Raw genomic sequence first — 26,029 nt, 5'->3', positions numbered from 1 at the left:
TTCAGGTCGCACGGACATTTATGAGTCAGTGATTCTGCTAAATTAGCATTTAAAGGATTAACTCAGGTATTGCAAACCTCTAACTACGTGGGCAAGTTCACTTAGCCACTACAGGAGCCGTTCAAGTCTTAAAAAACATCATCCCAATACGGTAAATCACCATAATAGTCACTGAGAAACTCAATAAAAACACTCAACTTAGTCGCAATCAGCTTACGGTGCGGATACACCGCATATAGCGCCATGGGTTCTGGCTCAAACTCTTTTAGAATAACGTTAAGTTGGCCCTTCTTTACTGCGTCAGACACGATAAAAGTGGGTTGAAAAACATAACCCTCTCCCGCTATAGCGGACTCAACGAGGATATCGCCGTTGTTGCAGGATATACCGGAACTCTCCTCTTTTGACGAGCGCTTCAGCGCATTCATAAGTGGGGACTCGGATTGACTGTAATCCATGTAGCTGTAGCTTAACAGATGCTCTGGAATAAGCTGTTCCGGATGCTCTGGCGTTCCATGCCGTTCAAGATAGTCTGGGGAAGCACACATAACCAACCGAACCGGAGCAACACGCTTTGCAATTAAGGATGAGCTTTTTAATTGCCCGATCCGTAACGCTAAATCAAAGCCCTCCTCAACCACATCGACTTTCCGATCGTTGAGTTGCAAATCGATACCCACAGCCGGATTGAGCTGCTTAAAATCCCGAATAAGTGAAGCGAGATGCTTGGTAGCAAAAGTCACAGGAGCACTGATACGCAGTAAACCTTGCGCCTCATTCTTTAACTGCCCCATGCTCCCTTCCATGTCTTGAATACTTTCCAAAATGTGCTGAACGTGTTGCACACATCGCTCGCCCGCTTCTGTAAGGTGTACTTTTCTCGTCGTGCGGTTAAGCAGGCGTACCCCGAGTTGTTCCTCCAAATGAGATACGTACTTACTGACCAACTGATTTGACGTTCCCAGTTTCTCTGCTGCCTTGGTAAAACTGCCTTCTCTAGAGACCGTGAGAAACGCCTTCATGGTGTCAATCCTATCCATTAAACAAATCCTTTTAATAAGTCAATTACCAACAATACATTGGAAATCATTCAATGATAATGCCATTTATCATCTAAAGGAGAAAGATTAATCTTATTCCCAAGTTAAGACTTACTTGAATAAATCAACTCTGAGGGAAATACCATGAACAAGCACATTTTTAACAAAGTAATTCAATCCAATGCTGGCTTTGCGGCACTAGTACTGAGAGTTCCGGTAGGAATCATTTTGGCTGCACATGGTGCGCAAAAGCTGTTTGGCTGGTTTGGTGGCTATGGACTTGAAGGTACTGGCCAATGGATGGCAAGCATTGGGCTAGCACCCGGTTACCTAATGGCATTGATGGCTGGCAGTGCAGAATTCTTCGGAGGTTTAGCCTTGATATTTGGCCTTTTGACTCGCCCAGCAGCACTGGTCAATGCATTTGCCATGTTAGTGGCAATCTTCAGCGTTCACATCAGCCATGGCTTATTTATCAGCAATAACGGTTACGAGTTTGCTTTGGCGTTATTCGCTGCCACTTTAGCGCTAGCCATTCAAGGTGGCGGAAAGTTTGCCATTGATAACCGCTTACTTGGTGCAACCAAAACCGCTTAATAAAAGCTATTGGACTCGAAACAAATTAGACAAACAACAGACGCCCATGGCGTACGCTCGCAAGGGGCTCTTCGAAATAAGGAAAGATTATGTTGGTAAATGGTAAGTGGGAACGCAAGTGGGATCCCGTTCAAGAGAAAGACAGTGAAGGCCGCTTCATCCGCCAAAGCAGCGCATTCACAAATCGCATTGACGATGCACAGTCAGCAGTCGATAAAGGTTTGCGACTCTATGCTGCTTACATTTGTCCTTGGGCAACACGCACATTAATTGCTCGCTCGTTGTTTAACTTAGAAGATGTAATTGACGTAAAAATCTTAGACCCAGTACTAACAGATTTCGGTTGGCAATTTGGGGGTGAATCTGATTCAACGGTAGGCTCTACAGAGAGTGGCATTGAGGGAGTGGAATACGCTCACCATCTTTATACGATGACTGATGACCAATACACTGGTCGAGCGACTGTGCCTGTACTTTGGGATTGTGGTGATAACAAAATCATCAACAACGAGTCTGCTGATATTCTTCATATTTTGAACGAAGACTTAAGACCGATTCATAATTCAAACATCAATTTGTACCCGACTGAGTTGCAATCACAAATTGAAGAGTTTAATGCCAGTATCTACGACAGCTTAAACAATGGCGTGTATCGCGCAGGATTCGCTTCAAGCCAGAAAGCTTACGACGAAGCCATGGTTGATATTTTCGCTCGCTTAGAAGAACTGGAAACACATTTTGCGAATAACGATTTTGCCGTTGGCAACCAACTAACCGAAAGCGACATTCGGTTATTCGTTACCTTGATCCGATTTGATGTGGCCTACCATGGCCTATTTAAAACTAACATCAAAGCCATCTCTGACTACCCTGCGTTGTCAGCGTATTTGGACCGCTTATTACTGATCTGCTCCAGTTAGACTGGACACCGCATTAAGCGACATATTGTTTTTCAAAGTTAACTGGGCTTAGATACCCAAGAGCACTGTGCCTTCTTGTTCGATTATAATCAACTTCGATATATTCAAAAAGTGCTTGGCGCATCTCTTCTCGCGTCATTATCGGCTCGTATTGGACGGCTTCTACTTTCATTGAATGGAAAAAGCTTTCAACACAGGCGTTATCCCAGCAATTTCCCTTCCTACTCATACTTTGTTTTAAATTATGGGCTGAGATTAAGTATCTGTAGCCTTTTGAACAATATTGACTACCTCTATCACTATGGATAATCACCCCTTCGGGCATGCCTCTACGGAACAATGCCATTGATAGCGCATCACAGACCAGAGTCGCGGTCATTCTGGTGCTCATTGACCAACCAACGACTTGCCGTGAGTACAAGTCGATAACAACCGCTAAATACATCCAACCTTCGCTTGTCGCTAGATAGGTAATATCTCCAGCCCATTTTTGGTTCGGTGCTGTTGCATTAAAATCTTGCTCAAGCAAGTTCGGGGCAACAGGAAGCCTATGCTTGCTGTCTGTCGTACATTTGAACTTACGGGCGGCCTTCGCGACTAAGCTCTGGCGCTTCATGCTCGCGGCAATGGTTTTTACATCGTGCTTATTACCATTTGCCTCTAGTTCTTTTTGAATACGCCTTGCTCCGTCGCGTTCCTTTTTATCATCAAAGACTTCTCGAACTTTGATATCAAGCTGCTTTCGGTGCTCGTTGCGTTGAGTGACTTTATGGCGATTATCAATCCAATAATAAAACCCACTTCGAGAAACCTCAAACACCTTAGCCATACGGACAATCCTATATTGCATCAGGTGTTCGAGCATAAACTCATAGCAATCTACTTTAGATTTTTCGCGAAGTAGGTGGCGGCCTTTTTTACGATATCTAGCTCTTCAGCTTGCTCAGCCAATAACCGTTTGAGTTTGGCATTTTCAGTGGCGAGCTCCCTTTCTCTATCGCTGATTTTCGCATCTTTTTTGACGGCTTTACGCCACCCATAAATTTGAGATTCATACAACGATAGCTGTCGTGCGGCAGCAGCGACACCGACTTTCTCTGCTAACTTAAGTGCTTCGGCTTTAAATTCAGGAGCATGTTTGATTCGTGTTTTCTTAGTTGTCATTGTTCACCTCGTTAGTGATTGTACTCACTTAACTCAGTGTCCAAAACTTATGGTGCGGATCAGTTTTGGGGCTTCGACCTTTTTTCAACAACGCATCACGGTACAGTAAGGCATGAGCCGTTGTTACATCGGCAACTCTATCTACTGGCACAAATTGGATAAAGTGGCTAACACGTGATTCTAGCTGGTGTATGGTAAGTGGTCGGATTGATTGGAGCTTTTTGGAGTCGATAAACTTTGCCAATGCATCTTTCAACGATACGAGTGATGTTGCTTGTTGAGATAAATAAAGGTACGGGTTGCCGTGCTGTGGAAGTATTGCGTATTGGTATGGGTTTGGTAGAGCATGCCGCTTCATCATCGTTAAAATGGCTTCTCAGCTCATTGATACACTCATTTGCAGCAATATTGAAGTCTGCTGGGTGAGTCTGAGCTGTAATGCTGTCAATAAGTTGTTTTAGCTCAATGGCAACGCTTAGATTGCGTAATGAGGCAACTCGAAGATTCTTGGTTAATAGTGAAACTTTTAAGTCAAAAGGGAACCCAAGATCACGATAATTTTTTGGTAGGCAAATACGGGTGTAGTAGTTGTGGCTGGCGGTTTTGAATAGGTACATTGTCTCAGTCAATCCTTACGGTTTAACTTAGCACCCTTCAGATATGAAAAAAGCCGCTGATTTCTCAGCGGCTTTCTTTAAAGTGGTGGAGGGATAGGGATTTGAACCCTAGAACCGCTATTAACGGTTGCCGGTTTTCAAGACCGGTGCTTTCGACCACTCAGCCATCCCTCCAGTGGCGTGAATAATATAAGGGGTGGAGGATCTTGTAAACCCTTAATTTTCATAATTTTGTTTTGTTGCTTGTTTTCTAATCATTCACGGCAATAAAAAAGGGAAGCCATTGGCTTCCCTTTGCTGTTTGCTGATTATTTAGTCATTTTTTGTGTAGAAACGCTGTAGCTCTGTCAGGCCTTGCATCAACACAGGTAAGCGAGGGCTTACGTTTTTCAGGCGCTTGTAATTTTGGTCGTACAATTTGTAGTTACCAAATTTATCCAACACCGTTGTTTGCTGGTCAGTAACAAGAGCAAGTTCACGAGAGTCGCCCGCGAGAATCCACTTTCTGTTACGTTCATTAAACAGGCTGCGACCACTACTGAAATCTGTTGGGTTCGAAGATACACCCAATAGCTCTTGCATCAGTGTTACTGACACGTCTAGATGACTAGAACGGTGGGTGTATTCAGAAGCAGACTTGCCAGGCCAGCTGATAAACAGTGGTACTTGTAACTGATAACGACTGTAGTTGGAGTTTGCACCCCAGCTGTTGGTTTTGGTTTCGTTAAACTCAGTACCGTGGTTAGAGGTAATGATAACCACCGTGTTATCGGCAAGCTCTAAGCGTTCCAGTTCAGCGTAGATAGTTGCTAGCTGAGCATCGGCCGCTGTCGCCGACTTTTGATAGTCTGCTGCAAAACGCTCTGCTGTCGTTAGCGTAGAGTCCGACTCTGAACTTGAATCGTAGCTGGCGAAGTTATCCAGTGTGGTTAATTCAATAAAGTTAAACCAAGGGCGTTTAGCTTGCGGTGATTGAATCCAGTTAGACCAAGCTTTTATGGCACTCTGGTCATCATAAGTTGCTTGCTCTGGCATCACATCACGGCCTCGGAAGATGATATCCGAGTACAGTGCATCACTAAAGTTGTCGCCACTGAAAGCAGCGAACTTGTAATCGTGATTCTCTAAAACATCGAGCAATACTGCGCTTGACCCCTGAGCTTCAATGCTGCTTGCGTAGCTGCTCGGTAGGCCGTAGAACAAGCCAAAAATACCAAACATATCGTTACTTGAACTGTAGTGGTTGGTGAAGTTGATCGACTGTTGTGCGTAGGCATAGCTGTTTGGCATCGCTGTCGCATTAAGAGCGTCAGAGCGAAGGTTGTTCACACTCACCATCAGGATATTAAGATCATCACTGCGGCGGTTGTATTGAATTTTTTCTAGCGGGTAGCTAACTAGGTTTACATTCTCTTTGTTCGCTTCTAAACGCTCAAGGTACTCTTCACGGTCTAATAGGCCATGTTTTTCCATAAAGCTTTTCGCTGTCATTGGGTAAGACAGTGGGAAGTTCGCTTTCTGGCTAGTAATTGGGTTATAGAAGTACGCATCAGCCCACATGTAGGTCAAGTGGCTGCTGATGAAACACAAGAAGAAGACGGCAGTAATCGGACGGCCAATGTGTTTATGAGACAGTTTACGCTGCTTACGCCAAACCCACTCAGATAGACCGAGTTGCAGCAAGAAGATAAGCGGCATAACAATGAAGAGGTGCTGCAAATCAGACGTGAATGCAGATTCCTCTCCACTGAATAAAACCTCCCACACGACAGGCGTCAGGTGGAGGTTTATATTTTGATACGTTTGGGTATCAATCAGTAGGACAGTTAAACCTATGGTCGCGAAGATAACGGCAACCAAACGTAATAACTTCCTCGACGGAAGAATAAAAGTGAGCGGGAACAGCACTAATAGATAGAGCGCGAACACTAAAAAGCCAAAATGACCAACCCACGATGCAGCCAAATAGAATTGGCCTAGCAAGGTTTCTGGCCAAGCAGATTGAGTAATATAACGAGTACCAATCAACATCGCAGCAATGATGTTGAAAAATGCAAACCAGTGACCCCAACCAACCAGTCGAGATACACGATCGCTATATGAGTTTGCGCTGTCTACCATTTATAATTCTTTTATCCGTCAATCAAATTTAGTGAGACTTTTTATCTTCAAGAGAAGAAATTAAAGCCTCGGCAAATTTTTCAGCAATTCCTTTGCGTTGTGAAGCAGCAACATTCTGATTTAAGACATTGGTTGCGATATTTCCAGCGATCATCAGTGAAAGTTCTGGCGAAGCTTTGTGCTTAGTTAGTACAGCACCTACTTCAGCTAGGATTTTTTCAACTTGATCATCTGTGTATTTAGATATAATCGGCATAAGGACTCTAATAATGATAGTAAAAGCGGCTTATGATAACCTACTATGCACGACAACTGAAACCTGAACGGTAATATTTTCACTATGAGCCTTCACCTTTCCAACGTAATTTTACACCAGCTGAGCAAGAACGATCAGGATGAGCTGATTGTTAACTATCGTGCTGAATCTCTAGAAAACGATGCTTCATCTGAAAGCCTAGTTGCTGAACTTCACCGTGTTTTTAATTCAAAAGCAGGCAAAGGGTTTGGTTCTTTCAAATCTGACAGCGAATTCCAGCAGTGGTTGCATCAACTTCGTGCTGGTGAGACAAACTTTTACGATTTTTCTCAAAAGAGTGCGCAACGTCTAAAAGACGAACTATCAAAGTACCCATTCGCTGACGAAGGTATCTTGGTAATGGCTGAATATCAGTCACTTGCAACAGATTATCTTTTCATTGGTTTATTGCCTTCAAACCAAAGCCTAAAGGTAACTGAAGGGCTTGATATTAGTGCGACTGACTACCTTGATATCTCAAAAATGGATATCGCGGCTCGTCTAGACCTTTCAACTTATGAGACTGATAAAGAGTCAAACCGTTACTTAACTTACATTAAAGGACGTGTTGGCCGTAAAGTCGCGGATTTCTTCTTAGATTTCTTACAAGCTGAAGTTGGTTTGGATGCGAAACAGCAGAACCAAGTACTGATGCAAGCGGTAGAAGACTTCGTTTCAGACTCTAAATTAGAGAAAGAAGAAGCGATCAGCTACAAAAAGCAGGTTGCGGATTACTGTAACGAGCAGCTTAAAGCGGGCGATGAAGTACAAGTTCGTGAACTTTCCGGTGAGTTGCCAGCAAGCACAGATGGCACAAGCTTCTTTGACTATACTAGTGAGCAAGGCTACGAGTTAGAAGACAGCTTCCCAGCCGATCGCGCAACTATGCGTAAACTAACAAAATTTGTTGGTGCTGGTGGCGGTTTGAATGTTAGTTTTGATAGTCTGCTTCTAGGCGAACGTATCTTTTACGATCCGGAGACAGACACGCTAACGATTAAAGGCACTCCACCGAACTTACGTGACCAACTGACTCGCAATAAGTCATAGTCCGAAGTTAACGGATAAAAGCGGCAGCAGGACGTTGTCGCTTATTTTGTGCTTAATCTTTTAGCTACGGTCATGGCTTCAAGTTAACACGCACAAGGAATATAGATGGAACAATCAGTAGCAAAGCCCAAACGCTTTAAAAAACCAGCCACCTTTTTGGTTGTGCTCTTGGCTCTGTGGTTACTTCCTTCATTGGCTCTTCTTAATCTAAGCCGTTCCTACACCAATTCTCTAGCTCAAATCGAAGAGCTCGGTATTCGAGTCAACGAATTGAGGCAATCGCTTTATTTCTCAGAACCGCTTCGAGTTTCTCGTATCAATGATCTCGCACTCGATGCTCAGTTGGTTTATTCGATCCGACTGCAGATTGAATCTGATTTCCAACACGCCTTGTTTCGTCCTGATGTCAACCAACTGTTGTACGTAGCTGATCAGTTCCTAGAAAAGTTCGATGAGTTCATTCCAATAGAAAGCCAAGTTCAAGACATCGTTGATAACATTAAGATCTTGCGTGCTGATAAAGAGCTTTCCCCTCAGCTAAAACCGCTCCTCAACGAATTCGGTGTTGTGGTATTTGAAGCCATGTATTCTGAAAATCAAAGTTCGTCAGCGACTTATCGCGCCTTTGATTCCATTCTAGAAAAATCTTATTCCTTAGAAAACGAAGAACAAGATGCACTCCAACAACTACTGGCTGATGCGTCAGCATTGTTGAGTGATTACGCTCAGCTTAACTATTTGGTTGATAAGATTAAGAAAAACTCAGTAAATGAACAGATCATAAAACTCGAAGCTGAGTTCCATGATCGTCAATTCAACCTATTGTTGGTGATGCTAGGCTTAAGCTTGGTGGCGATGAGCGGGATAGTGTTTTGGGGCGTTAGGTCCACAAAAACGATGAAAGAAGCAGACCAAGAACTCAGCTCTGAACTAGAAATTAATTCAAGTAAGGAAGACGCTTCTTATAGCGATGTTGTTTCCTCAGCAGTGAAACAAGCAGATAGTGACGCTTATGTATCCGAGAACAGGCCAACGCGCCAGTCTTCCGACTCTCAACCTCCGCAGAGCGTTAACGTTACAAGCCAACCCGTTGTACCGCAATACTCTATTCAGCAAGTCCCTGAACAGGCGCCAGTAGTAGAGAAACACGTTGCCAGTGTCACAGATTCAAAGCCTGCGATTGATATCGAAGACATGTTAGAAACGCTCGATGGTGATGCTGAGTCTGTCGAACTCTTGCTTGGTGTGTTTGTACAAGACCACGCAGGTGACTACGAGAAGTTTAAGTCTTTGTTGACCAAAGATGAAACCTCCGCGGCTCGCATTGTACATAGCTTAAAAGGCGTGGCTGGCAGTATTAAAGCGTCTCGGTTAGCCATCATTGCCGCAACCATTGAAATGACAATGAAGCAGTCCAGAGCGATCAGTGAACATGATTTAGCTGAACTAGAGCAGGCTATAAAAGCCTCTGTGGATTCTGCTCATGAATATTTAGACAGTCAGCGTTAACTTTTACAGGATTTTTGACAATACTCTGACGAAGCGCTCATACAATCAGCGCCCTTAGTCTTTGTCAGAGGTTTATATGTTACGAGTTTCGAGTCGAAGTTGGATGGTGTTGGTGCTTAGCATTGTGCTAAGTGGTTGTTCTCTCTTAGAAGTTAAGTTAGATAGTCAAACGACGCCTCTCACTCAACAAGAGTTAAATGCTCGGCTCATGACGCGTGAATACGCCAAGATGTTTTTTACACGAGTAGAAGACTCGGCTGATTTAATCGCGCAATTTTATCCTGCTGATGACACTTTACATCAATCTTATGTGTTGCTTTGGAAGATCCATGCAGAGCAGGGATTACAACAAGCGGCTTACCAAACTTCCCCAATGTCTGCGTTAATTGACTCGTGGGTTTTCACTGCCCAAATGAATCAGTTTTATAGCCAAGGCGATGGCGCGGACCTATTCGCGACGGATGATGCGGTAGAGGCTGCTCGTTTTCTTGACCAAGAAGCAGATAAATTGGCAAAGGGTGTATTGAACTCCAGTGATTTCAAAAAAAGCAAAGCGTTCGTTGCTCAGTTTGCTGCTAGCCACCCATTTAAAGACCTCACATTCAGAAGCACACCAGCTTACCGTGAATGGCTAAGTTACCTTGGTAAAGACGAATCGCAAATCGTTCAGAGCTTAGGCACCATGCCAGAAGCCATGAGTGACGCATCTGATCGTTTAAGCCTTATGGCTGACCAGACACCGAAACTGATGTCGTGGAAGGCGGAGCTGGTTGCATTGAATAGCTCGCTAACGGGTGAAGACCTATCGATGACGCTGGAAAGCCTTCGTCAAACATCAGCAAGCATGCAAGACTTCATTGAGAACAATCCGGAGTACATGCAAACACTGGCTTCTATTATGTCGACAGAAATGCAACCATTGCTCAACGACCTCAGTGATAAAACCGACCAAAAATTAGCGATGCTGAGTGATGAACGTGTGGCATTAGAAAAAATGGTGACACGTGAGAGAGAAGCTCTAGTAGAGATGATTGCGAAAGAGCGCATCGAGATTGCGGGCATTGTGACTTCAGAAAGAGAACTGTTCACGCAAGACCTTGATCGCGTCTCTCAAGAGGTGGTGGTACTGGCGATTGATAAGCTAATGGAGTTAATCAAAGGTGTGATTATCTACTTCATCCTGTTTATCTTAGTAGTGTTCTTTGCACCGTTAGGCATCGGTTACTGGTTGGGTAAACGAACCGCCAATAAATAGATAAATAAGTAAATCAGCAGATCAAAAAAGAGCGCTCTAGGGCGCTCTTTTTGCATTTCCATTAACGTTTTGAGTTACGTTCGAAAGCGTTAGCTCCTGAACTTAAGCTTGTTGCTTGCTTAACTCGGTCGCTTCTTCAGCTTCAAACGCTGGTGCTGTTGGTTCACACTTATCAACGAACCAACCCATGTAAGATGTCACGATAGTCACGATGATACAGATGAAGCTTAACCACATGAACGGTGCGTAAGACAGCGTCGCAACACCAAGAATACTCGCCATGTAGATACCGTTATCACTCCAGGGAACCATACCCGACGTTAGCGTGCCACCAAACTCAGCATTACGAGATAGGTTCTTACGCTTGTAGCCTAAACGGTCGTAGTTTTTCGCACAGATTTTTGGCGTAAGGATTAACGATACGTACATTGCAGAACCGAACACGTTACCCATGAAGGCCGTACCAATTGTGCTCGTCGCTAGTGAGCCTGCGCTGTTTACGCGGCGCTCAAACACCTTAGCGATTGTCTCTAGTACGCCCACTTTATCCAGTAAGCCACCGAAACCTAGACCAAATACGATAACCGCAACTGAACCTAGCATTGAAGACATGCCGCCACGGTTAAGAATCGAATCAATAAACTCTACGCCAGATGAGATTGAGAACGGTGCCCAAGCAGTGTTGAATGCCGTTAGGAAGTCGATATCTTGGATCATGACTGCCCAGATAATACCCAGCAGAGAACCAAAACTGATGACCGGGAATGAAGGCATACGGAAAGCCAACAGACCAAGCACGATAAGTACCGGAACGAATGAGTAAGGCGTGATGTAGAACTGAACTTCCATTGCTTTGATTACAGAGTCTACTTGGCTCATGTCAACGTTGCCCGCGTAGTGGAAACCAAACGCAGTAAACATGATGCCTGTAATCACGTAGCTGATTAACGCAACTGGAAGCATGCCCTTGATGTGTTCAACCACTTCAACACCAGACATTGAAGAAGCCAGAATCACTGAATCAGAAAGAGGAGACATCTTGTCACCGAAGTAACAGCCTGACAGCACGGCACCTGCAGTAATCGGTGCTGGAACACCTAGGCCTTGGCCGATACCCATCATCGCGATACCTGCTGTACCCGCAGCACCCCAAGAAGTACCGGTCGCCAATGCAGTTAGAGAACAGATGATCATGGTCGCTAAAAGGAAGATAGAAGGGTGGATAGCTTTCAGACCATAGTAAATGATAGTAGGTACGATCCCGCCTGAGATCCAAGTACCAACAAGAGCGCCAACGGCTAAAAGTATTAAAACCGCGCCTAAGCCATTGGATATTCCTTTGAGTGCTGCTTTTTCTAAGTCTTTGTATTGGTGTCCAAGACGAATACCAAGAACCATGATAATGAACCAGCCAATATACAAGGCAAGTTGAATTGGAAGGTCAAGCTTTGCAGTAAAGGAAAAAGCAAGGGATAGAAATAGTCCTAACGCGATGAATACCTGCAATAGGTTCGGTAGGCGAGTTTTACTCTGCTTCATAAAAGCCTCTTGTGATTTCGAGCATTTATAGTGCTTCGTTATAGTGTGTGGTGCAAAACGGACACTACAGTAATTAGTTTATTATATCGAAAAAATACGCCCAAGTTGTGATATTTGACTGTTAACTCAATCAATTGTGGTTTCATAATCTAAATTTTTGTTACATTCATGATTGTTACATGTTGAAATCTGTCGCACGTTGTTTTCGTTTTGTAAAATAAAACTCTGATTAACCTTGGTTTAAAAGAGGGATTTACTGTTTGTGATGAGCGTCGATTGAATCGACTTTGGCGATGTAAATGTTTGAATTTGACGATAATGGACGCTTAATCAATGAGGTGGAGATGGAATGTCGATACAGAGATAACTGCACGATTCATTACGTTCACTTAAAAGAAACGAAAAAGTTACACTTTTTGACAAAAAGCACTTGAGTTCTGTTTCTGAAAAACTTATAGATGGGGGAGAGCAATTTTTAATTTATACATGGAGAGTGAGCGATGAGAGTAGGTCTAGTTGGTTGGCGCGGTATGGTTGGTTCTGTACTGATGCAACGTATGGTTGAAGAGAAAGACTTCGACTTGATTGAGCCTGTTTATTACAGCACATCTCAGATTGGTATTCCTGCCCCTGTTTTAGGTGGTAAAGATGCGGGTCTACTTCAAGACGCTTTTGATATTGATAGCCTAAAACAGCTTGATGCTGTGATTACCTGTCAAGGCGGCGATTACACATCAAAAGTATACCCAGCACTGCGTCAAGCAGGTTGGAAAGGTTACTGGATTGATGCAGCATCTACTCTGCGTATGGATGCTGATTCAATCATCACTCTTGATCCTGTTAACTTGGCTCAAATCCAGCAAGGCATTCACAGCGGCACCAACACGTTCGTTGGCGGTAACTGTACTGTGAGCTTAATGCTTATGGCTCTAGGTGGTCTGTACGAGAAAGGCATGGTTGAGTGGATGAGTGCCATGACTTACCAAGCAGCTTCTGGTGCGGGTGCTAAGAACATGCGTGAGCTGATCTCACAAATGGGTGTGATCAACGACAGCGTAAGTTCTGAGTTAGCAAACCCTTCAAGCTCAATTCTTGATATCGATAAGAAAGTGGCTGATACGATTCGTTCATCTTCATTCCCAACAGACCAATTTGGTGCTCCGCTTGCAGGCTCACTGATTCCTTGGATCGATGTGAAGCGTGAAAACGGTCAGAGTAAAGAAGAGTGGAAAGCCGGTGTTGAAGCGAACAAGATTCTTGGTCTAGATGGTCAGCCAATCCCAATTGATGGTACTTGTGTACGAATCGGTGCAATGCGTTGTCACGCTCAAGCACTAACGATCAAGCTTAAGCAAGACGTGCCAATGGACGAGATCGAAGAGATCATCGCAACGCACAATGATTGGGTTAAAGTGATTCCTAATGACCGCGACATCACGGCACAGGAGCTAACACCAGCGAAAGTAACAGGCACAATGTCTGTACCTGTCGGTCGTCTGCGTAAGATGTCGATGGGTAACGACTTCCTAAACGCCTTCACGGTTGGTGACCAACTACTTTGGGGTGCTGCAGAACCACTACGTCGTACTCTACGCATTATCCTTGCTGAGAAATCGTAATAGGCAAGATTGCTTAAATTCTATTAGCTGATAAACCGAAAGGGTTGACGACAAACGTCAACCCTTTTTAGTTTATTGCTACCTCGTTATTCGGCCCTCGAAACTGCCCTTAAATCTCTTCGCATCTCGCTACTCGAATCTGCTTTTATTTCTCGTCGGTGACGACACGCTTGTCTGGATCCGCTAATTCGCTAGCACAGTGCTTGCAATACATGGCGTCTGAATCATGACCCGCTCGGTTACAGTTCGGGCACTTAACCAACTCTTTGTGCGAGTTCATCTCATTACTGAGTTCTGCAGTAATGATCCCGGTTGGCACTGCTAAGATAGAGTAACCCAATAGCATGGTCAGTGATGCTATGGCTTTACCAAGCGCGGTCTGCGGCACCATGTCACCATAACCTACCGTAGTGATAGTCACGATGGCCCAATAGATACTGTGAGGAATACTGGTGAAGCCATTGTCAGGACCTTCAATAACAAAGATCAAGGCGCCAAAGATAACCACCAAGATGCCGACGGTGCTAAAGAAGATCAGTATCTTTCGTCGTGCCATTAATAGTGAGCGCAACAGAATATTGGAATCTTGCAGGTAGCGAACCAGCTTTAGAATTCGGAAGATACGCATCACACGCAGCAGTCTCACCACACCCATAAATGAAGCGCCTGGGAAGATGATTGCTAGGTAGGTCGGAAGAATCGCCAATAGGTCAACGACACCATAAAAACTGGTGGCGTAAGATTTTGGCTTTGGGGAGCAATAGAGCCTTAACAAATACTCAAGAGTGAAGAGTGCAGTGAAGGTGTATTCGATATAACGCAGCTGTTGTGACCATTCGGTCATCACATTAGGGATGGATTCTAAGATCAGAACCAACAGCGAAGCCAAGATTGCAACGATCAGAGTTATATCAAATGCACGTCCGGCTGGCGTGTGAGTACCAAAGATAATGACGTACAAATGATGCTTGAGTGGCTTGCGTGACATAAGGAGAGGTTCGTCTTCTGTTAAATGCATTAACAGTCATTATACAAGCTTCATAATAACGAGGCGAGTGAAAGCCCAATTGCTTTACTCGCCTCATCTATATTTCAATATTGTTGCCCTTTATAGAGCAACCGAAATGTTGTTAAACGTTATGCCAAGCCTGGGAACAGATTACGTAGGCCATTGGCGATGAACTCGATGCCCAATGCGCCAAGAATCAGACCCATGATACGAGTGATCACGTTGATACCCGTTTGACCTAAAAAGCGAACGATAACCGGCGCTGAACGGAACAAAAGCCAAGAGCACGTTGCGAATGCGATGATGCTAATGCCGATGCCGACCGTATCAATAGCAGCAGGATAGCGAGAACCATAAACAATGGTCGAGCTGATTGCACCTGGGCCTGCCATTAGCGGCATAGCAAGTGGAACAACGCCGATCTGCTCTTTGCTGATGTATTCAGACTTCTCTTGTTTGTTCTGCTTATCTTCACCGAGCTTACCGCTCATCATCGAAAATGCGATGCTCAATAACAGTAAGCCACCAGCAACGCGGAATGAATCCAACGAGATGCTAAACATATCAAGAAGCATTTGCCCTGCAACAAGTGACATAATCAAGATCACGGCAACAGCAATATTTGCTTGTAAGGCTGTCCTATTCCTCTCTTCTGGCGGCATATGAGCAGTAAGAGAAACAAAAACAGGCATGATGCCGATTGGGTTTACGGCAGCAACAAGCCCAAGGAAGAATTGCATAAAAATTGCGAGTTCTAAGCCTTGCATGAGAGCGATCTCCAGTTAGCGTACTTAAGGTTGAAGGGTTGATCTGTGAATAGTTTAGGCGCGTAATGTAAGGGACAAACTCAATTTACGCGAATGAAAAAAACTAACTTGAAATGGGTGATTCTTTTTAGAAAAACTAATTGAATCTCACTTTTGTTTTAAGCCTGTTGCAAGCTAGCTGGTAGTGTTTCATTTTGTAATTTATTATTGAGTAACTGTTAACCGACGCACGAAATTAATAAAAATTATGTCAGAATCTAGCCCGTACAACGCTATGGATATACTCTCAGTAGCACGAATATAGCTGTATACATGTAATTTAACGGACTAAAAATGAAACTTTTTTACAGTTTATTACGCTATGTAGAAAAAAGTTGTCTGTTTGCTTGTTTTTTGCGCGAACGAAAAGTGTGAGTTTAATCTATATAAATCATGCTCTTAAGTTCATTTTTGCGATTGCCTTACTACTTTCTGGTTAATTCTTTTTGGGTAACTGATCTGGGTCAATTTTTTTCACACAGTGAAATAATATACTCAGCCCTGAAAGCAATTTACTAAGAACGCTGGTGTTTAAGGTTAACGGCAAGCAGCGAATTTAATAAAAAGTTTTTAATATTTATTATTTTAGGAGATCCACCATGCCTGTAACTAACTTAGCGGAACTTGATGCTCTAGTAGCTCGCGTTAAAGCAGCACAAGAAGAGTTTGCAACATTCTCTCAAGAGAAAGTAGACGCAATCTTCCGCGCAGCTTCTCTTGCTGCTAACCACGCTCGTATTCCACTTGCTCAACAAGCAGTTGCTGAATCTGGAATGGGTATTGTTGAAGATAAGGTTATCAAAAACCACTTTGCATCTGAATTTATCTACAACAAATACAAAGACGAAAAAACATGTGGCATCTTAGAAGAAGATGACAACCTAGGCACAATGACTATCGCTGAGCCTGTAGGTATCATCTGTGGTATCGTTCCAACAACGAACCCAACTTCTACAGCAATCTTCAAATCTCTAATTTCTCTTAAGACACGTAACGGCATCATCTTCTCGCCACACCCACGTGCAAAGAACTCAACTAACGACGCAGCGAAACTAGTTCTAGACGCAGCTGTTGCAGCTGGTGCTCCAAGAGACATCATCGGTTGGATCGACCAACCATCTGTAGAGCTTTCTAACGCGCTTATGAAGCACGACGGTATCGCACTTATCCTTGCTACTGGTGGTCCAGGCATGGTTAAAGCAGCATACTCTTCAGGTAAGCCTGCTATCGGTGTTGGTGCTGGTAACGTTCCTGTCGTTATCGATGAAACAGCTGACATCAAACGTGCTGTAGCATCTATCCTTATGTCTAAGACTTTCGATAACGGCGTAGTATGTGCTTCTGAGCAAGCTGCAATCGTAGTTAGCGAAGTATATGACGAAGTTAAAGAGCGTTTCGCTTCTCACAAAGCTCACGTTCTATCTAAAGCTGACGCTGATAAAGTACGTAAAGTTCTGCTTATCGACGGCAACCTAAACGCTAAAATCGTAGGTCAACCTGCTCCAGCAATCGCTGAAATGGCTGGTGTTAAAGTTCCTGCTGATACAAAAGTACTTGTAGGTGAAGGTCTTGGTAAAGTTTCTTACGATGACGAATTCGCTCACGAGAAACTATCTCCAACTCTAGGTCTATTCCGCGCAGATGACTTCGAAGACGCAGTTGCTCAAGCGGTAACTATGGTTGAAATCGGTGGTATCGGTCACACATCTGGTCTTTACACTAACCAAGATACTAACGCAGACCGCATCCGTTACTTCGGTGACAAGATGAAGACTGCTCGTATCCTAATCAACATCCCGACTACTCACGGTGGTATCGGTGACCTGTACAACTTCAACGTTGCACCTTCTCTAACTCTAGGTTGTGGTTCATGGGGTGGTAACTCTATCTCTGAGAACGTAGGTCCTAAGCACCTTATCAACAAGAAAACTGTAGCGAAGCGAGCTGAAAACATGTTGTGGCACAAACTACCTAAGTCTATCTACTTCCGTCGTGGTAGCCTTCCAATCGCAATGAGCGACCTAGAAGGTAAGAAACGCGCATTCCTAGTAACTGACCGTTTCCTATTCAACAACGGTTACGCAGATGACGTAGTTAGCTTGCTTAAAGCACAAGGCATCGAAGTTCAAACTTTCTTCGACGTAGAAGCGGATCCAACGCTATCTGTTGTTGAGAAAGGCGCTGAAGCAATGAAGAGCTTCCAACCTGACGTAATCCTTGCTCTAGGTGGCGGTTCTCCAATGGATGCTGCTAAGATCATGTGGGTTATGTACGAGCACCCAGAAACTCACTTCGAAGAACTAGCAATGCGCTTTATGGACATCCGTAAACGTATCTACAAGTTCCCTAAAATGGGTCAAAAAGCTGAGCTTGTATGTATCACTACAACTTCAGGTACAGGTTCAGAGGTTACTCCATTCGCTGTTGTTACTGACGACAAGACTGGTGCTAAATACCCACTAGCTGATTACGAAATCACGCCAAACATGGCTATCGTTGATGCGAACCTAGTAATGAACATGCCTAAGTCTCTAACAGCGTTCGGTGGTTACGATGCAGTAACTCACGCTCTTGAAGCTTACGTATCTGTTCTAGCGAACGAGTACTCAGACGGTCAAGCTCTTCAAGCTCTTAAGATGCTTAAAGAATACCTACCATCAAGCTACAAAAATGGTGCGGCTGACCCAATAGCTCGTGAGAAAGTACACAACGCAGCAACTATCGCTGGTGTAGCATTTGCGAACGCATTCCTAGGTGTGTGTCACTCAATGGCTCACAAAATTGGTGCTGAGTTCCACCTACCACACGGTCTTGCTAACGCACTACTTATCTCAAACGTTGTACGTTACAACGCGAACGATAACCCAACTAAGCAGACTGCATTCTCTCAGTACGACCGTCCACAAGCACGTCGTCGTTACGCTGAAGTTGCTGACCACCTAGGCCTAAGCCAAGCTGGTGACCGTACAGCTCAGAAGATTGAACGTCTACTGACTTGGTTAGAAGAGCTTAAAGTTGACCTAGATATCCCACTATCTATCCAAGCTGCGGGTGTTAACGAGTCTGACTTCATCGCTAAACTAGACGAGCTAGCTGTTGAAGCGTTCGATGACCAGTGTACAGGTGCTAACCCACGTTACCCTCTAATCACTGAGCTAAAAGAAGTTCTAACAACTTCTTACTTCGGCCAACCATACGTTGAAGGCGAAACTTTCGAAGGTACTACAGTTATCCTTAAGAAAGCAGACCAAAAGCCAGCTGAAGCGAAAGCGCCAAAAGCTAAAAAAGAAAAAGCTAACGCATAATAAGTAAGCATTAGTTTTGAGATAAGTTTTCGCTAGCACGATACTTATCTATCGGGAAAAGATGAAAGCCCCAGTCGAGAGACTGGGGCTTTTTTTATGTTTGGTTCGTTTGTAAAACGGATTGAGAGGCAATAGCTCTGCTACTTAATATGAGCTGAGCCAGTCATGTTCAATTGGAATAGGGAGTTAAACCTCTGCCGCGACAACTCGCCCACTGAAGTAGTCATTCGAGACAATGTATTCGGTTGTTCTGGTCAGCTCGTCTTGCAGCTGCGCCCAGTGACATCGGTTGAGCTTGCCATCGGAGTTATGAACGGCGGGAACAACGCCACCGACTCGAATGCCAAAGGGAGTCAGCTCTTTCGCCCAACTATGGGTAAAGCCAGTGATCATTGAGTTTGCGCTCTCTAAGCCAGACACATCGTGAAAGTCATCATGAGATATCACATTCACAATCACGCCTTCCTTATCTTCCTCTCGCAATCTCTCAGCACTGATTTGCCCAAATGCGAACAGGGTCGATGCCATCGATGAGAGATCATTAATAAAGCTGCTCACAGGCTGATCGCCAATTAGGCTAGGCATTGGGGAGCTTATCCAGTTATTGACCAGCACATCGGGTGTCGTGTTGAAGGTGGTTTGAATAAAATCATATACGCTGAGAATCGCTTGGCTGTCATTGCCTTTGAGCGTGTAGTGGTAAACAGAGTCAGAAAACCGGGCACACTGTAGATACGTCGCTTTAAGTGCTTCCGTGTCTTTATCACAAAGGATGACGGTGGCTCCAAGGTTAACAAAGTGGTTCGCAATCGCCCCCCCCAGTCGCGAGCCGGCAGATGTCACCAATATGATTGAGCTTTTTATTTCCATCCCAGTACCTAAACAAATCGTCCATGTCGGATAAGGATGGGTTAAAATTTATACAACGGGTGTGAATTGGTTCAAACTAAGGTGTGCCAATTAATAAGTTTTTATGAAGTTAGTGGCACGTCACATTTTGTAGTAACTTCAAGCGGTAACCGACATCAGGTGTTTTTAGGTTGCCTAAGGCTAGTGGTTCATATCATTCGTGTGAATACTTTGAAGTGTGCGAGTTAGTCGAAGAAGAGCTATGGATAGACAGCGAAAAAGGGAAAGGTAGGCGACCGCTATACTTGAGCTTGAATTTGATACTGACGTTGCGCGGTGGTTAGCTCATTGTAGAGCGTGGCATGTGGCAAATCAGGTAAATGCTTGTTTGCGAGTTTGCGTCGGTCATGACCAGAAAGGTTTTGGTAAACCTCTTCGGGTAAGTCGGCTGTATCTTCAGGCATGAAGGCAAGCGCTTCAGGTTTCAAGTAATGGCTGAGCTTGGCGCTGGCAAGGCTAGCTTGATGAAAATGATTAGATTGCTGAGCTGAAATCTCATATGAAGACTGGTTTGAACGCAGTTGTTGAGGTTCTGCTATGCCAAATTGTTTGCGCAGGCGATCTTCATTTGTCTCTGTGATTTCAATGGTGTCAATTGGCGTGCAATCACGGACATCATTAGAAAACATAGATAACAGCAACGCGAAATCTGCACGGCGACCTTGCTCAACCGCTTGGCTGATCCCGATGCCGAACTTCAGTTCGTTGATGATTCCTGGTTTGTCTAAAGTATGTATTTGCATGTCGCCTCTCATTGGATACACCTTTAACGGCATGGAGTCGGCAAACTTTAGTGTTTAATTACAGGCAAATAGAGAATTTATGTAGGGTTGGGAAGAAGGCTATCAATAGTTCGAGAAATAAGCGCTATTGGCGGGTTTATTACGAAATGTTTAGATTTTGTGGAACACGACAGATACAAAAAAGCTCACGCCGAGGCATGAGCTTTCAATAGATAACTCGCTATAAATAGCGCAGCGTAAGCAATAATTACTTAGCTAGGTTCTCTTCTACGAAAGACCAGTTTACTAGGTTCCAGAATGCAGCCATGTAGTCAGGGCGAACATTGCGGAAATCGATGTAGTAAGCGTGTTCCCATAGGTCAACAGTTAGAAGTGGAGTAACACCTTCTTCTGTTAGAGGAGTAGCAGCGTTAGAAGTGTTAACGATGTCTAGAGAACCGTCAGCTTTCTTAACTAACCAAGTCCAAGAAGAACCGAAGTTGTTGATTGCTGAATCAGTGAATTTCGCTTTGAATTCTTCGAAAGAACCGAATGCAGCGTTGATAGCTTCTGCAACAGCGCCAGTTGGTTCGCCGCCCGCTTTAGGAGCAAGACAGTGCCAGTAGAACGTGTGGTTCCAGATTTGAGCAGCGTTATTGAAAACACCACCAGTAGAAGTCTTAACGATCTCTTCTAGTGTTTTGCCTTCAAACTCAGTACCTGGGATAAGGCCGTTTAGCTTAACAACGTAAGTGTTGTGGTGCTTACCGTGGTGGAAATCTAGCGTTTCTGCTGAGATGTGTGGTTCTAGCGCGTCTTTCGCGTAAGGAAGAGCCGGTAGTTCAAATGCCATTGCTCAATTCTCCATTGATATGAAAGAGTTAACTCTTTCGATTGCTTCCAGTGATATTATTATTCATGGCTCGCTATACTGCCAACCATGGTCAATTTGCTGACTTGCGATATAGTTTAGCAAGTTTTTACTTTATTAAAAGCTTATTTCATTACTTTTGTGTGAATTGTTAGCTTAGCTTGTTAACCGCTTTTTTTATATGGTTTTTATTCTTTTAGTTTGGGGTAGAATAAAGGCAATAAAAGCCGTAATCCATTAACGAGGAAGCAATGGAAACTATCGATAAAATCAAACAGCAAATTGAAGAAAACACTATTCTACTGTACATGAAAGGTTCTCCTAAGCTACCTAGCTGTGGTTTCTCTTCTCAAGCGTCTCAAGCTCTAATGGCATGTGGCGAAAAATTTGCTTACGTAGATATCCTACAAAACCCTGATATCCGTGCAGAGCTTCCTGCTTACGCACAGTGGCCAACTTTCCCACAACTTTGGGTTGAAGGTGAGCTAATCGGTGGTTGTGACATCATTCTTGAGATGTTCCAAAAAGGCGAACTTCAGCCAATCATCAAAGAAGCAGCGGCTAAAGTTGCTGGCGATGACGCTGAATAAGTTCTAGCCTTTGCGCTGAATAGTTAAAATGAGGGGCCTTAATCAGGCTCCTTTTTTGTTTGAATTGATCGAATCATTGACTCGATAAGGAATGAACAATGAACGTAAAACTTCATTATGTGCATGATCCAATGTGCAGCTGGTGTTGGGGTTACAAGCCAACACTTGAGTTATTGAAACAACAATTGCCTGCGAGCATTGAGTTTAACTATGTAGTGGGTGGTTTGGCCCCGGATTCTGATGAGCCAATGTCAGAAGAGATGAAAGGCAAGCTGCAAGCGATTTGGAAGCAGATCGAAGCTAAGTTGGGTACTGAGTTTAACCATGATTTTTGGACAGAGTGCCAACCTGTTCGCAGTACTTACCCTGCGTGCCGTGCCGTGATTGCTGCAGGTTTTCAAGACCACTACGAAGCGATGCTTGAAGCGATTCAACATGCTTACTACCTTCGTGCGATGTTGCCACATAGCCAAGACACACATTTGCAGTTGGCTGAAGAGCTAGGTATGAATGTTCAACAGTTTGAAAATGACCTTTCTAGCAAGTTATTGGAAAGTGAGTTAGATGACCAGCTAGGCTTTAAAGAAGCGATGGGTGTATTTTCTTACCCGACCTTAATGCTTGAAGTGAACGGCATCTTTAGTGAAGTTGAATTGGATTATCATTCAACGGAAGCGACGCTTAAGTCTATTCGCGAAATTTTAGTGAGTAATGCTCCCGCTGCGTAATTCAGCGAGAGTCATCTGTATTCGCAATGATTTCTAAGGCTTACTCATCAGAGTAAGCCTTTTTTGTTTGGTGTCGCTAGTTCAATGAGAGTGAACGGAAGGAAGAGTAGAATGAATCTCAGAGACAAAAAAGACCGCACGAGGCGGTCTTTATAAAAGTGAGCGTAGGACTGTTTAACTACAGAACCTAATTACAGAACCATGGCTGCAATCCAACCGAATACGATCAGTGGGATGTTGTAGTGCAGGAACGTCGGTACTACGGTTTCCCATACGTGCTCGTGTTGACCATCAGCATTTAGACCAGACGTTGGACCTAATGTTGAGTCAGAAGCCGGGGAGCCCGCATCACCCAGTGCTGCAGCTGTACCTACTAGAGCGATTGTTGCCATTGGCGAGAAGCCAAATGCTGCTGCTAGTGGAACGTAGATCGTTGCAAGGATTGGAATCGTAGAGAACGAAGAACCAATGCCCATAGTAACCAATAGACCAACAATTAGCATAAGTAGTGCTGCTAGAGGCTTATTGTCGCCGATGCTTGTTGAAAGTGCTTCAACCAGAGATTCAACGCCACCTGTTTGCTTCATAACTGCCGCGAAACCTGCCGCTGCAATCATGATGAAACCGATCATTGCCATCATGTGAACGCCCTTGGTGAAGACATCTTGTGTCTCTTTCCAAGCAATAACGCCACCGAAGGTAAATACCATGAAACCCGCTAGAGCACCGATGATCATAGAACCCGTCGACAGTTGCACTGTTAGCGCTGCGACGATACCAGCTGCTGCAACTAGGATGTGCTTCTTGTTGATCTCTTTCACTTCTGTTGAAACAACCGTGTGAGAGGTTTCTTTGTATTGGCGAGGCTTACGGTAAGTAAAGAATACTGCAGTAAGAAGACCGAAGATCATGCCTGCTGCTGGTAACAACATTGCCATAGGTACTTGGCTTGCTACAACGTTTTCAAGACCATTGTCGTGAAGGTTTTTAAGCAGGATGTTGTTTAGGAAGATGCCACCAAAACCAATCGGTAGCACCATGTAAGGTGTAATCAGACCAAAAGTAAGTACACACGCAACTAGACGGCGGTCTAGGTTCATTTTTGCGAATACGCCTAGTAGAGGTGGGATTAAGATTGGGATGAAGGCGATATGTACTGGAATCACGTTTTGCGAAGACATGGTCACTAAGATCAACGACGCAAGCATGCCGTATTTAAGACCAGTCGATGCCGCACTGTTCTCTTTGCCGTGAATGCGTTTGATAACACTTTGAGCAAGGAGATCTGTGATACCAGAACGTGAGATAGCAACAGCGAATGTACCAAGCATAGCGTAGCTAAGTGCAATCGTTGCACCGCCGCCTAATCCACTTTCGAAAGCCGCGACTGCGTCGTTCAAGCTCATACCAGAGGCTACGCCACCGATAATTGCACTGAACGTCAGAGCAACGACGACGTTTACGCGCATCAAAGCTAAAACAAGCATGATGCAAACTGAAATTACAACAGGATTCATATTATTCTCGGGATGTTGTGTTTTTTATGAAGGCAATACGAAAAAACGTTTACCGACTCTATTTTTTATTCTTCGTCAACAAGAGGCCAACCACCAAGGGCTTTCCATTTGTTTACAATGCCGCAAAATAACTCTGTGGTTTTTTGCGTATCATACAAAGCAGAGTGTGCTTCTTTGTTGTCAAATTCCATCCCTGCAGTGCGGCAAGCTTTAGCCAAAACGGTTTGACCGTAGGCAAGACCACTAAGAGCTGCAGTGTCAAAAGTAGCAAATGGATGGAAAGGGACGCGTTTAAGCTTACAGCGCTCACTTGCCGCATTAACGAAGTTCAAATCGAATGTAGCGTTGTGAGCAACCATGATTGCGCGACTGCAATCTGAAGCTTTTTGTTCTTTTCTCACTAGCTTGTAGATTTCTTTAAGGGCTTCTTGTTCCGACACAGCACCACGTAATGGGCTAAATGGGTCTTTAATTCCGTTAAAGTCTAATGCTGCCTGCTCTATATTTGCGCCTTCAAAAGGCTCAATGTGAAAATGAAGCGTTGATGCAGGGTGCAGATCTCCGTTCTCATCCATTTTTAATGTAATGGCACAGATTTCTAATAATGCATCGGTTTCAGCGTTAAACCCTGCGGTTTCCACGTCGATGACCACTGGAAAATAGCCGCGAAAGCGTTTTTTTAGGGTCAGAGCTTCGTTTTCTACAGTCATGTTAGCCCAAATAAGTGTGATTAAGGCTGCATTATTGCAGATAATAGCAGTGATAAAAACTAGGGAAGGGCAATAAATCTTAAATTACCCAACCCATTACGGCTTGATAATTGCATATTTAAACGTGAGAGAAAAATGCGGCAATTGGCTGCATTGTTAAACGAATTGCTTAAGAGATACTCCACTTTATGAAGAAACAACTCATAACAGGTTCAATGCTATTTTCGCTACTTGTGTCGTCATCGGTCATGGCACAAGAAAAGCGTTACGGAGCATCTCCTCAACAGTCGACATGGGAGATGGTAGCCAACACGCCACTTGAATGTCGCTTGGTCCACCCAATTCCAAACTTTGGTGATGCTGAGTTCTCATCTCGCGCGAGTAAAAAAATCATTTTGGACTTTGAGCTTAAAATGCGCCGTCTAATGGGTGCGACGCGCAATGTAAGCTTGATCTCTATGCCGCCACCTTGGCGTCCGGGTGAAAGTGCTGATCGTATGACAACCATTAAGTTCTTCCAGCAATTTGACGGCTATGTCGGCGGTCAAACAGCTTGGGGCATCTTGAGTGAGTTGGAGAAAGGGCGTTATCCGACATTCAGCTACCAAGAGTGGCAGAGCCGAGATCAACGTATCGAAGTGTCGTTGTCGTCGGTGTTGTTCCAAGAAAAATACAATGTGTTCAGTGACTGTGTTGCTAACCTGCTGCCTTACAGCTTTGAAGATATCTCTTTCACTATTTTGCATTACGACCGCAACAGCGACCAGCTGAACAAGTCGTCGCGCAAAAGGCTGAGCCAGATTGCCGATTACGTTCGCTATAACCAAGACATCGACCTTGTGCTGGTGGCAACGTACACCGACTCTGTCGACAGCAAAGGGATTAGCCAAAACCTTTCAGAGCGCAGAGCAGAATCGTTAAGAGAGTACTTCAAATCTCTAGGCCTGCCAGAAGATCGTATCCAAGTGCAAGGCTATGGCAAGCGTCGTCCGATTGCGGACAATAACTCGCCAATTGGTAAAGATAAGAACCGACGTGTTGTGATCTCTTTAGGTCGCACACAGGTTTAAGCTAAACAACAGCTTGTTTTGAAATGACAAAGCCCGTCTTGATGACGGGCTTTTTTATGGTGCGCC

The 26,029-nt window shown here is 44.2% G+C and carries 23 protein-coding genes and 1 tRNA gene; 10 read left to right on the top strand and 14 right to left on the bottom strand.

Features of this window, described 5'->3' with window-relative positions:
* Window positions 1-128 precede the first annotated feature (128 nt).
* Window positions 129-1,040: a LysR family transcriptional regulator gene (locus AB4209_RS08200; RefSeq protein WP_102320037.1), complete on the bottom strand. Its 912-nt coding sequence runs from the start codon at window positions 1,038-1,040 to the stop codon at window positions 129-131.
* Between the two features lie 144 nt (window positions 1,041-1,184).
* Between AB4209_RS08200 and AB4209_RS08195 the strand changes: the two genes are divergently transcribed.
* On the top strand, window positions 1,185-1,637 hold the full coding sequence (locus tag AB4209_RS08195; protein ID WP_017037256.1) for a DoxX family protein: 453 nt from the start codon (window positions 1,185-1,187) through the stop codon (window positions 1,635-1,637).
* 89 nt (window positions 1,638-1,726) lie between these two features.
* A complete protein-coding gene (locus AB4209_RS08190) occupies window positions 1,727-2,557 on the top strand; it encodes a glutathione S-transferase C-terminal domain-containing protein (protein ID WP_372055490.1) in 831 nt (276 codons plus the stop codon).
* A gap of 13 nt (window positions 2,558-2,570) precedes the next feature.
* Here AB4209_RS08190 and AB4209_RS08185 read toward each other — a convergent pair.
* The 5 genes from AB4209_RS08185 to AB4209_RS08165 all read right to left on the bottom strand — a co-directional run bounded on the left by AB4209_RS08185 (window position 2,571) and on the right by AB4209_RS08165 (window position 6,715).
* Window positions 2,571-3,721, bottom strand: a protein-coding gene (locus AB4209_RS08185) for an IS3 family transposase (protein WP_372055489.1) whose coding sequence is annotated in 2 segments (ribosomal slippage) — window positions 2,571-3,478 and window positions 3,478-3,721 — 1,152 coding nt in all. Because the reading frame shifts where the segments join, the coding sequence is not laid out codon by codon here.
* A 28-nt stretch (window positions 3,722-3,749) separates the two neighbouring features.
* Entirely contained in the window at window positions 3,750-4,082 is a 333-nt protein-coding gene (locus tag AB4209_RS08180; protein ID WP_372055487.1) for a hypothetical protein, read from the bottom strand.
* A 339-nt stretch (window positions 4,083-4,421) separates the two neighbouring features.
* Window positions 4,422-4,512: transfer RNA gene (locus tag AB4209_RS08175), tRNA-Ser, on the bottom strand.
* 138 nt (window positions 4,513-4,650) lie between these two features.
* Window positions 4,651-6,459, bottom strand: a complete 1,809-nt coding sequence (locus AB4209_RS08170; protein ID WP_017065981.1) for a DUF3413 domain-containing protein — start codon at window positions 6,457-6,459, stop codon at window positions 4,651-4,653.
* A 28-nt stretch (window positions 6,460-6,487) separates the two neighbouring features.
* Entirely contained in the window at window positions 6,488-6,715 is a 228-nt protein-coding gene (locus tag AB4209_RS08165) for a YejL family protein (RefSeq protein WP_004734063.1), read from the bottom strand.
* A gap of 84 nt (window positions 6,716-6,799) precedes the next feature.
* On the opposite strand from AB4209_RS08165, the gene yejK reads away from it, so the two are divergent.
* From yejK to AB4209_RS08150, 3 genes are all read left to right on the top strand, one after another.
* A complete protein-coding gene (gene yejK / locus AB4209_RS08160) occupies window positions 6,800-7,804 on the top strand; it encodes a nucleoid-associated protein YejK (RefSeq protein WP_017061190.1) in 1,005 nt (334 codons plus the stop codon).
* A gap of 105 nt (window positions 7,805-7,909) precedes the next feature.
* On the top strand, window positions 7,910-9,313 hold the full coding sequence (locus AB4209_RS08155) for an Hpt domain-containing protein (RefSeq protein ID WP_102398080.1): 1,404 nt from the start codon (window positions 7,910-7,912) through the stop codon (window positions 9,311-9,313).
* Between the two features lie 76 nt (window positions 9,314-9,389).
* Window positions 9,390-10,568, top strand: a complete 1,179-nt coding sequence (locus AB4209_RS08150; RefSeq protein ID WP_102394516.1) for a chemotaxis protein — start codon at window positions 9,390-9,392, stop codon at window positions 10,566-10,568.
* 102 nt (window positions 10,569-10,670) lie between these two features.
* Here AB4209_RS08150 and nhaC read toward each other — a convergent pair whose 3' ends face one another.
* Complete coding sequence (gene nhaC, locus AB4209_RS08145) at window positions 10,671-12,107, bottom strand: Na+/H+ antiporter NhaC (protein WP_017063453.1); 1,437 nt, start codon at window positions 12,105-12,107, stop codon at window positions 10,671-10,673.
* A 500-nt stretch (window positions 12,108-12,607) separates the two neighbouring features.
* Between nhaC and asd the strand changes: the two genes are divergently transcribed.
* A complete protein-coding gene (asd, locus tag AB4209_RS08140; RefSeq protein ID WP_017061186.1) occupies window positions 12,608-13,726 on the top strand; it encodes an aspartate-semialdehyde dehydrogenase in 1,119 nt (372 codons plus the stop codon).
* A 145-nt stretch (window positions 13,727-13,871) separates the two neighbouring features.
* Here asd and AB4209_RS08135 read toward each other — a convergent pair whose 3' ends face one another.
* Both AB4209_RS08135 and AB4209_RS08130 read right to left on the bottom strand, forming a co-directional pair.
* Window positions 13,872-14,714: an ion transporter gene (locus AB4209_RS08135; RefSeq protein WP_029235134.1), complete on the bottom strand. Its 843-nt coding sequence runs from the start codon at window positions 14,712-14,714 to the stop codon at window positions 13,872-13,874.
* 149 nt (window positions 14,715-14,863) lie between these two features.
* Window positions 14,864-15,502 (bottom strand): YchE family NAAT transporter, encoded by a 639-nt coding sequence (locus AB4209_RS08130; RefSeq protein WP_017061184.1) that lies wholly within the window; start codon window positions 15,500-15,502, stop codon window positions 14,864-14,866.
* 638 nt (window positions 15,503-16,140) lie between these two features.
* Here AB4209_RS08130 and adhE point away from each other — a divergent pair.
* The gene (adhE, locus tag AB4209_RS08125; RefSeq protein WP_017061183.1) at window positions 16,141-18,846 is read left to right on the top strand and encodes a bifunctional acetaldehyde-CoA/alcohol dehydrogenase; all 2,706 of its coding nucleotides are present in this window, start codon (window positions 16,141-16,143) and stop codon (window positions 18,844-18,846) included.
* A 186-nt stretch (window positions 18,847-19,032) separates the two neighbouring features.
* Here the strand turns inward: adhE and AB4209_RS08120 are convergent, their stop codons facing one another.
* The 3 genes from AB4209_RS08120 to sodB all read right to left on the bottom strand — a co-directional run bounded on the left by AB4209_RS08120 (window position 19,033) and on the right by sodB (window position 21,330).
* The gene (locus AB4209_RS08120; protein ID WP_017061182.1) at window positions 19,033-19,716 is read right to left on the bottom strand and encodes an SDR family oxidoreductase; all 684 of its coding nucleotides are present in this window, start codon (window positions 19,714-19,716) and stop codon (window positions 19,033-19,035) included.
* A 278-nt stretch (window positions 19,717-19,994) separates the two neighbouring features.
* Window positions 19,995-20,498 (bottom strand): VC2046/SO_2500 family protein, encoded by a 504-nt coding sequence (locus tag AB4209_RS08115; RefSeq protein ID WP_276605597.1) that lies wholly within the window; start codon window positions 20,496-20,498, stop codon window positions 19,995-19,997.
* 247 nt (window positions 20,499-20,745) lie between these two features.
* Window positions 20,746-21,330: a superoxide dismutase [Fe] gene (gene sodB, locus AB4209_RS08110; protein ID WP_004734050.1), complete on the bottom strand. Its 585-nt coding sequence runs from the start codon at window positions 21,328-21,330 to the stop codon at window positions 20,746-20,748.
* A 269-nt stretch (window positions 21,331-21,599) separates the two neighbouring features.
* Between sodB and AB4209_RS08105 the strand changes: the two genes are divergently transcribed.
* Together AB4209_RS08105 and AB4209_RS08100 are read left to right on the top strand one after the other, a co-directional pair.
* A complete protein-coding gene (locus AB4209_RS08105) occupies window positions 21,600-21,938 on the top strand; it encodes a Grx4 family monothiol glutaredoxin (RefSeq protein WP_004741702.1) in 339 nt (112 codons plus the stop codon).
* 98 nt (window positions 21,939-22,036) lie between these two features.
* Entirely contained in the window at window positions 22,037-22,666 is a 630-nt protein-coding gene (locus tag AB4209_RS08100) for a DsbA family protein (protein ID WP_017061180.1), read from the top strand.
* 191 nt (window positions 22,667-22,857) lie between these two features.
* Here AB4209_RS08100 and AB4209_RS08095 read toward each other — a convergent pair whose 3' ends face one another.
* Together AB4209_RS08095 and rnt are read right to left on the bottom strand one after the other, a co-directional pair.
* Entirely contained in the window at window positions 22,858-24,183 is a 1,326-nt protein-coding gene (locus AB4209_RS08095; RefSeq protein ID WP_029235135.1) for a Na+/H+ antiporter family protein, read from the bottom strand.
* Between the two features lie 65 nt (window positions 24,184-24,248).
* On the bottom strand, window positions 24,249-24,893 hold the full coding sequence (gene rnt / locus AB4209_RS08090; RefSeq protein ID WP_017061178.1) for a ribonuclease T: 645 nt from the start codon (window positions 24,891-24,893) through the stop codon (window positions 24,249-24,251).
* A gap of 188 nt (window positions 24,894-25,081) precedes the next feature.
* Between rnt and motY the strand changes: the two genes are divergently transcribed.
* A complete protein-coding gene (gene motY / locus AB4209_RS08085; RefSeq protein ID WP_372055484.1) occupies window positions 25,082-25,963 on the top strand; it encodes a flagellar protein MotY in 882 nt (293 codons plus the stop codon).
* The last annotated feature ends 66 nt before the right edge of the window (window positions 25,964-26,029 follow it).

Source organism: Vibrio sp. 10N.286.48.C11, from assembly GCF_041469805.1.
Taxonomy (GTDB): domain Bacteria; phylum Pseudomonadota; class Gammaproteobacteria; order Enterobacterales; family Vibrionaceae; genus Vibrio; species Vibrio crassostreae_C.
The sequence above is the reverse complement of the archived record's forward strand: the minus strand, read 5'-3'. Positions and strand labels throughout refer to the sequence as shown.

Bases quoted from the DNA above. Each gene is read 5' to 3' on its own strand.
- rnt (WP_017061178.1), bottom strand. From the start codon at position 24,893: ATGACTGTAGAAAACGAAGCTCTGACCCTAAAAAAACGCTTTCGCGGC.
- AB4209_RS08170 (WP_017065981.1), bottom strand. From the start codon at position 6,459: ATGGTAGACAGCGCAAACTCATATAGCGATCGTGTATCTCGACTGGTT.
- adhE (WP_017061183.1), top strand. From the start codon at position 16,141: ATGCCTGTAACTAACTTAGCGGAACTTGATGCTCTAGTAGCTCGCGTT.
- asd (WP_017061186.1), top strand. From the start codon at position 12,608: ATGAGAGTAGGTCTAGTTGGTTGGCGCGGTATGGTTGGTTCTGTACTG.
- motY (WP_372055484.1), top strand. From the start codon at position 25,082: ATGAAGAAACAACTCATAACAGGTTCAATGCTATTTTCGCTACTTGTG.
- AB4209_RS08190 (WP_372055490.1), top strand. From the start codon at position 1,727: ATGTTGGTAAATGGTAAGTGGGAACGCAAGTGGGATCCCGTTCAAGAG.
- nhaC (WP_017063453.1), bottom strand. From the start codon at position 12,107: ATGAAGCAGAGTAAAACTCGCCTACCGAACCTATTGCAGGTATTCATC.
- AB4209_RS08180 (WP_372055487.1), bottom strand. From the start codon at position 4,082: ATGATGAAGCGGCATGCTCTACCAAACCCATACCAATACGCAATACTT.
- AB4209_RS08095 (WP_029235135.1), bottom strand. From the start codon at position 24,183: ATGAATCCTGTTGTAATTTCAGTTTGCATCATGCTTGTTTTAGCTTTG.
- AB4209_RS08200 (WP_102320037.1), bottom strand. From the start codon at position 1,040: ATGGATAGGATTGACACCATGAAGGCGTTTCTCACGGTCTCTAGAGAA.
- AB4209_RS08155 (WP_102398080.1), top strand. From the start codon at position 7,910: ATGGAACAATCAGTAGCAAAGCCCAAACGCTTTAAAAAACCAGCCACC.
- AB4209_RS08165 (WP_004734063.1), bottom strand. From the start codon at position 6,715: ATGCCGATTATATCTAAATACACAGATGATCAAGTTGAAAAAATCCTA.
- AB4209_RS08120 (WP_017061182.1), bottom strand. From the start codon at position 19,716: ATGGAAATAAAAAGCTCAATCATATTGGTGACATCTGCCGGCTCGCGA.
- AB4209_RS08135 (WP_029235134.1), bottom strand. From the start codon at position 14,714: ATGTCACGCAAGCCACTCAAGCATCATTTGTACGTCATTATCTTTGGT.
- AB4209_RS08195 (WP_017037256.1), top strand. From the start codon at position 1,185: ATGAACAAGCACATTTTTAACAAAGTAATTCAATCCAATGCTGGCTTT.
- AB4209_RS08150 (WP_102394516.1), top strand. From the start codon at position 9,390: ATGTTACGAGTTTCGAGTCGAAGTTGGATGGTGTTGGTGCTTAGCATT.
- AB4209_RS08130 (WP_017061184.1), bottom strand. From the start codon at position 15,502: ATGCAAGGCTTAGAACTCGCAATTTTTATGCAATTCTTCCTTGGGCTT.
- AB4209_RS08115 (WP_276605597.1), bottom strand. From the start codon at position 20,498: ATGCAAATACATACTTTAGACAAACCAGGAATCATCAACGAACTGAAG.
- sodB (WP_004734050.1), bottom strand. From the start codon at position 21,330: ATGGCATTTGAACTACCGGCTCTTCCTTACGCGAAAGACGCGCTAGAA.
- AB4209_RS08100 (WP_017061180.1), top strand. From the start codon at position 22,037: ATGAACGTAAAACTTCATTATGTGCATGATCCAATGTGCAGCTGGTGT.
- AB4209_RS08105 (WP_004741702.1), top strand. From the start codon at position 21,600: ATGGAAACTATCGATAAAATCAAACAGCAAATTGAAGAAAACACTATT.
- yejK (WP_017061190.1), top strand. From the start codon at position 6,800: ATGAGCCTTCACCTTTCCAACGTAATTTTACACCAGCTGAGCAAGAAC.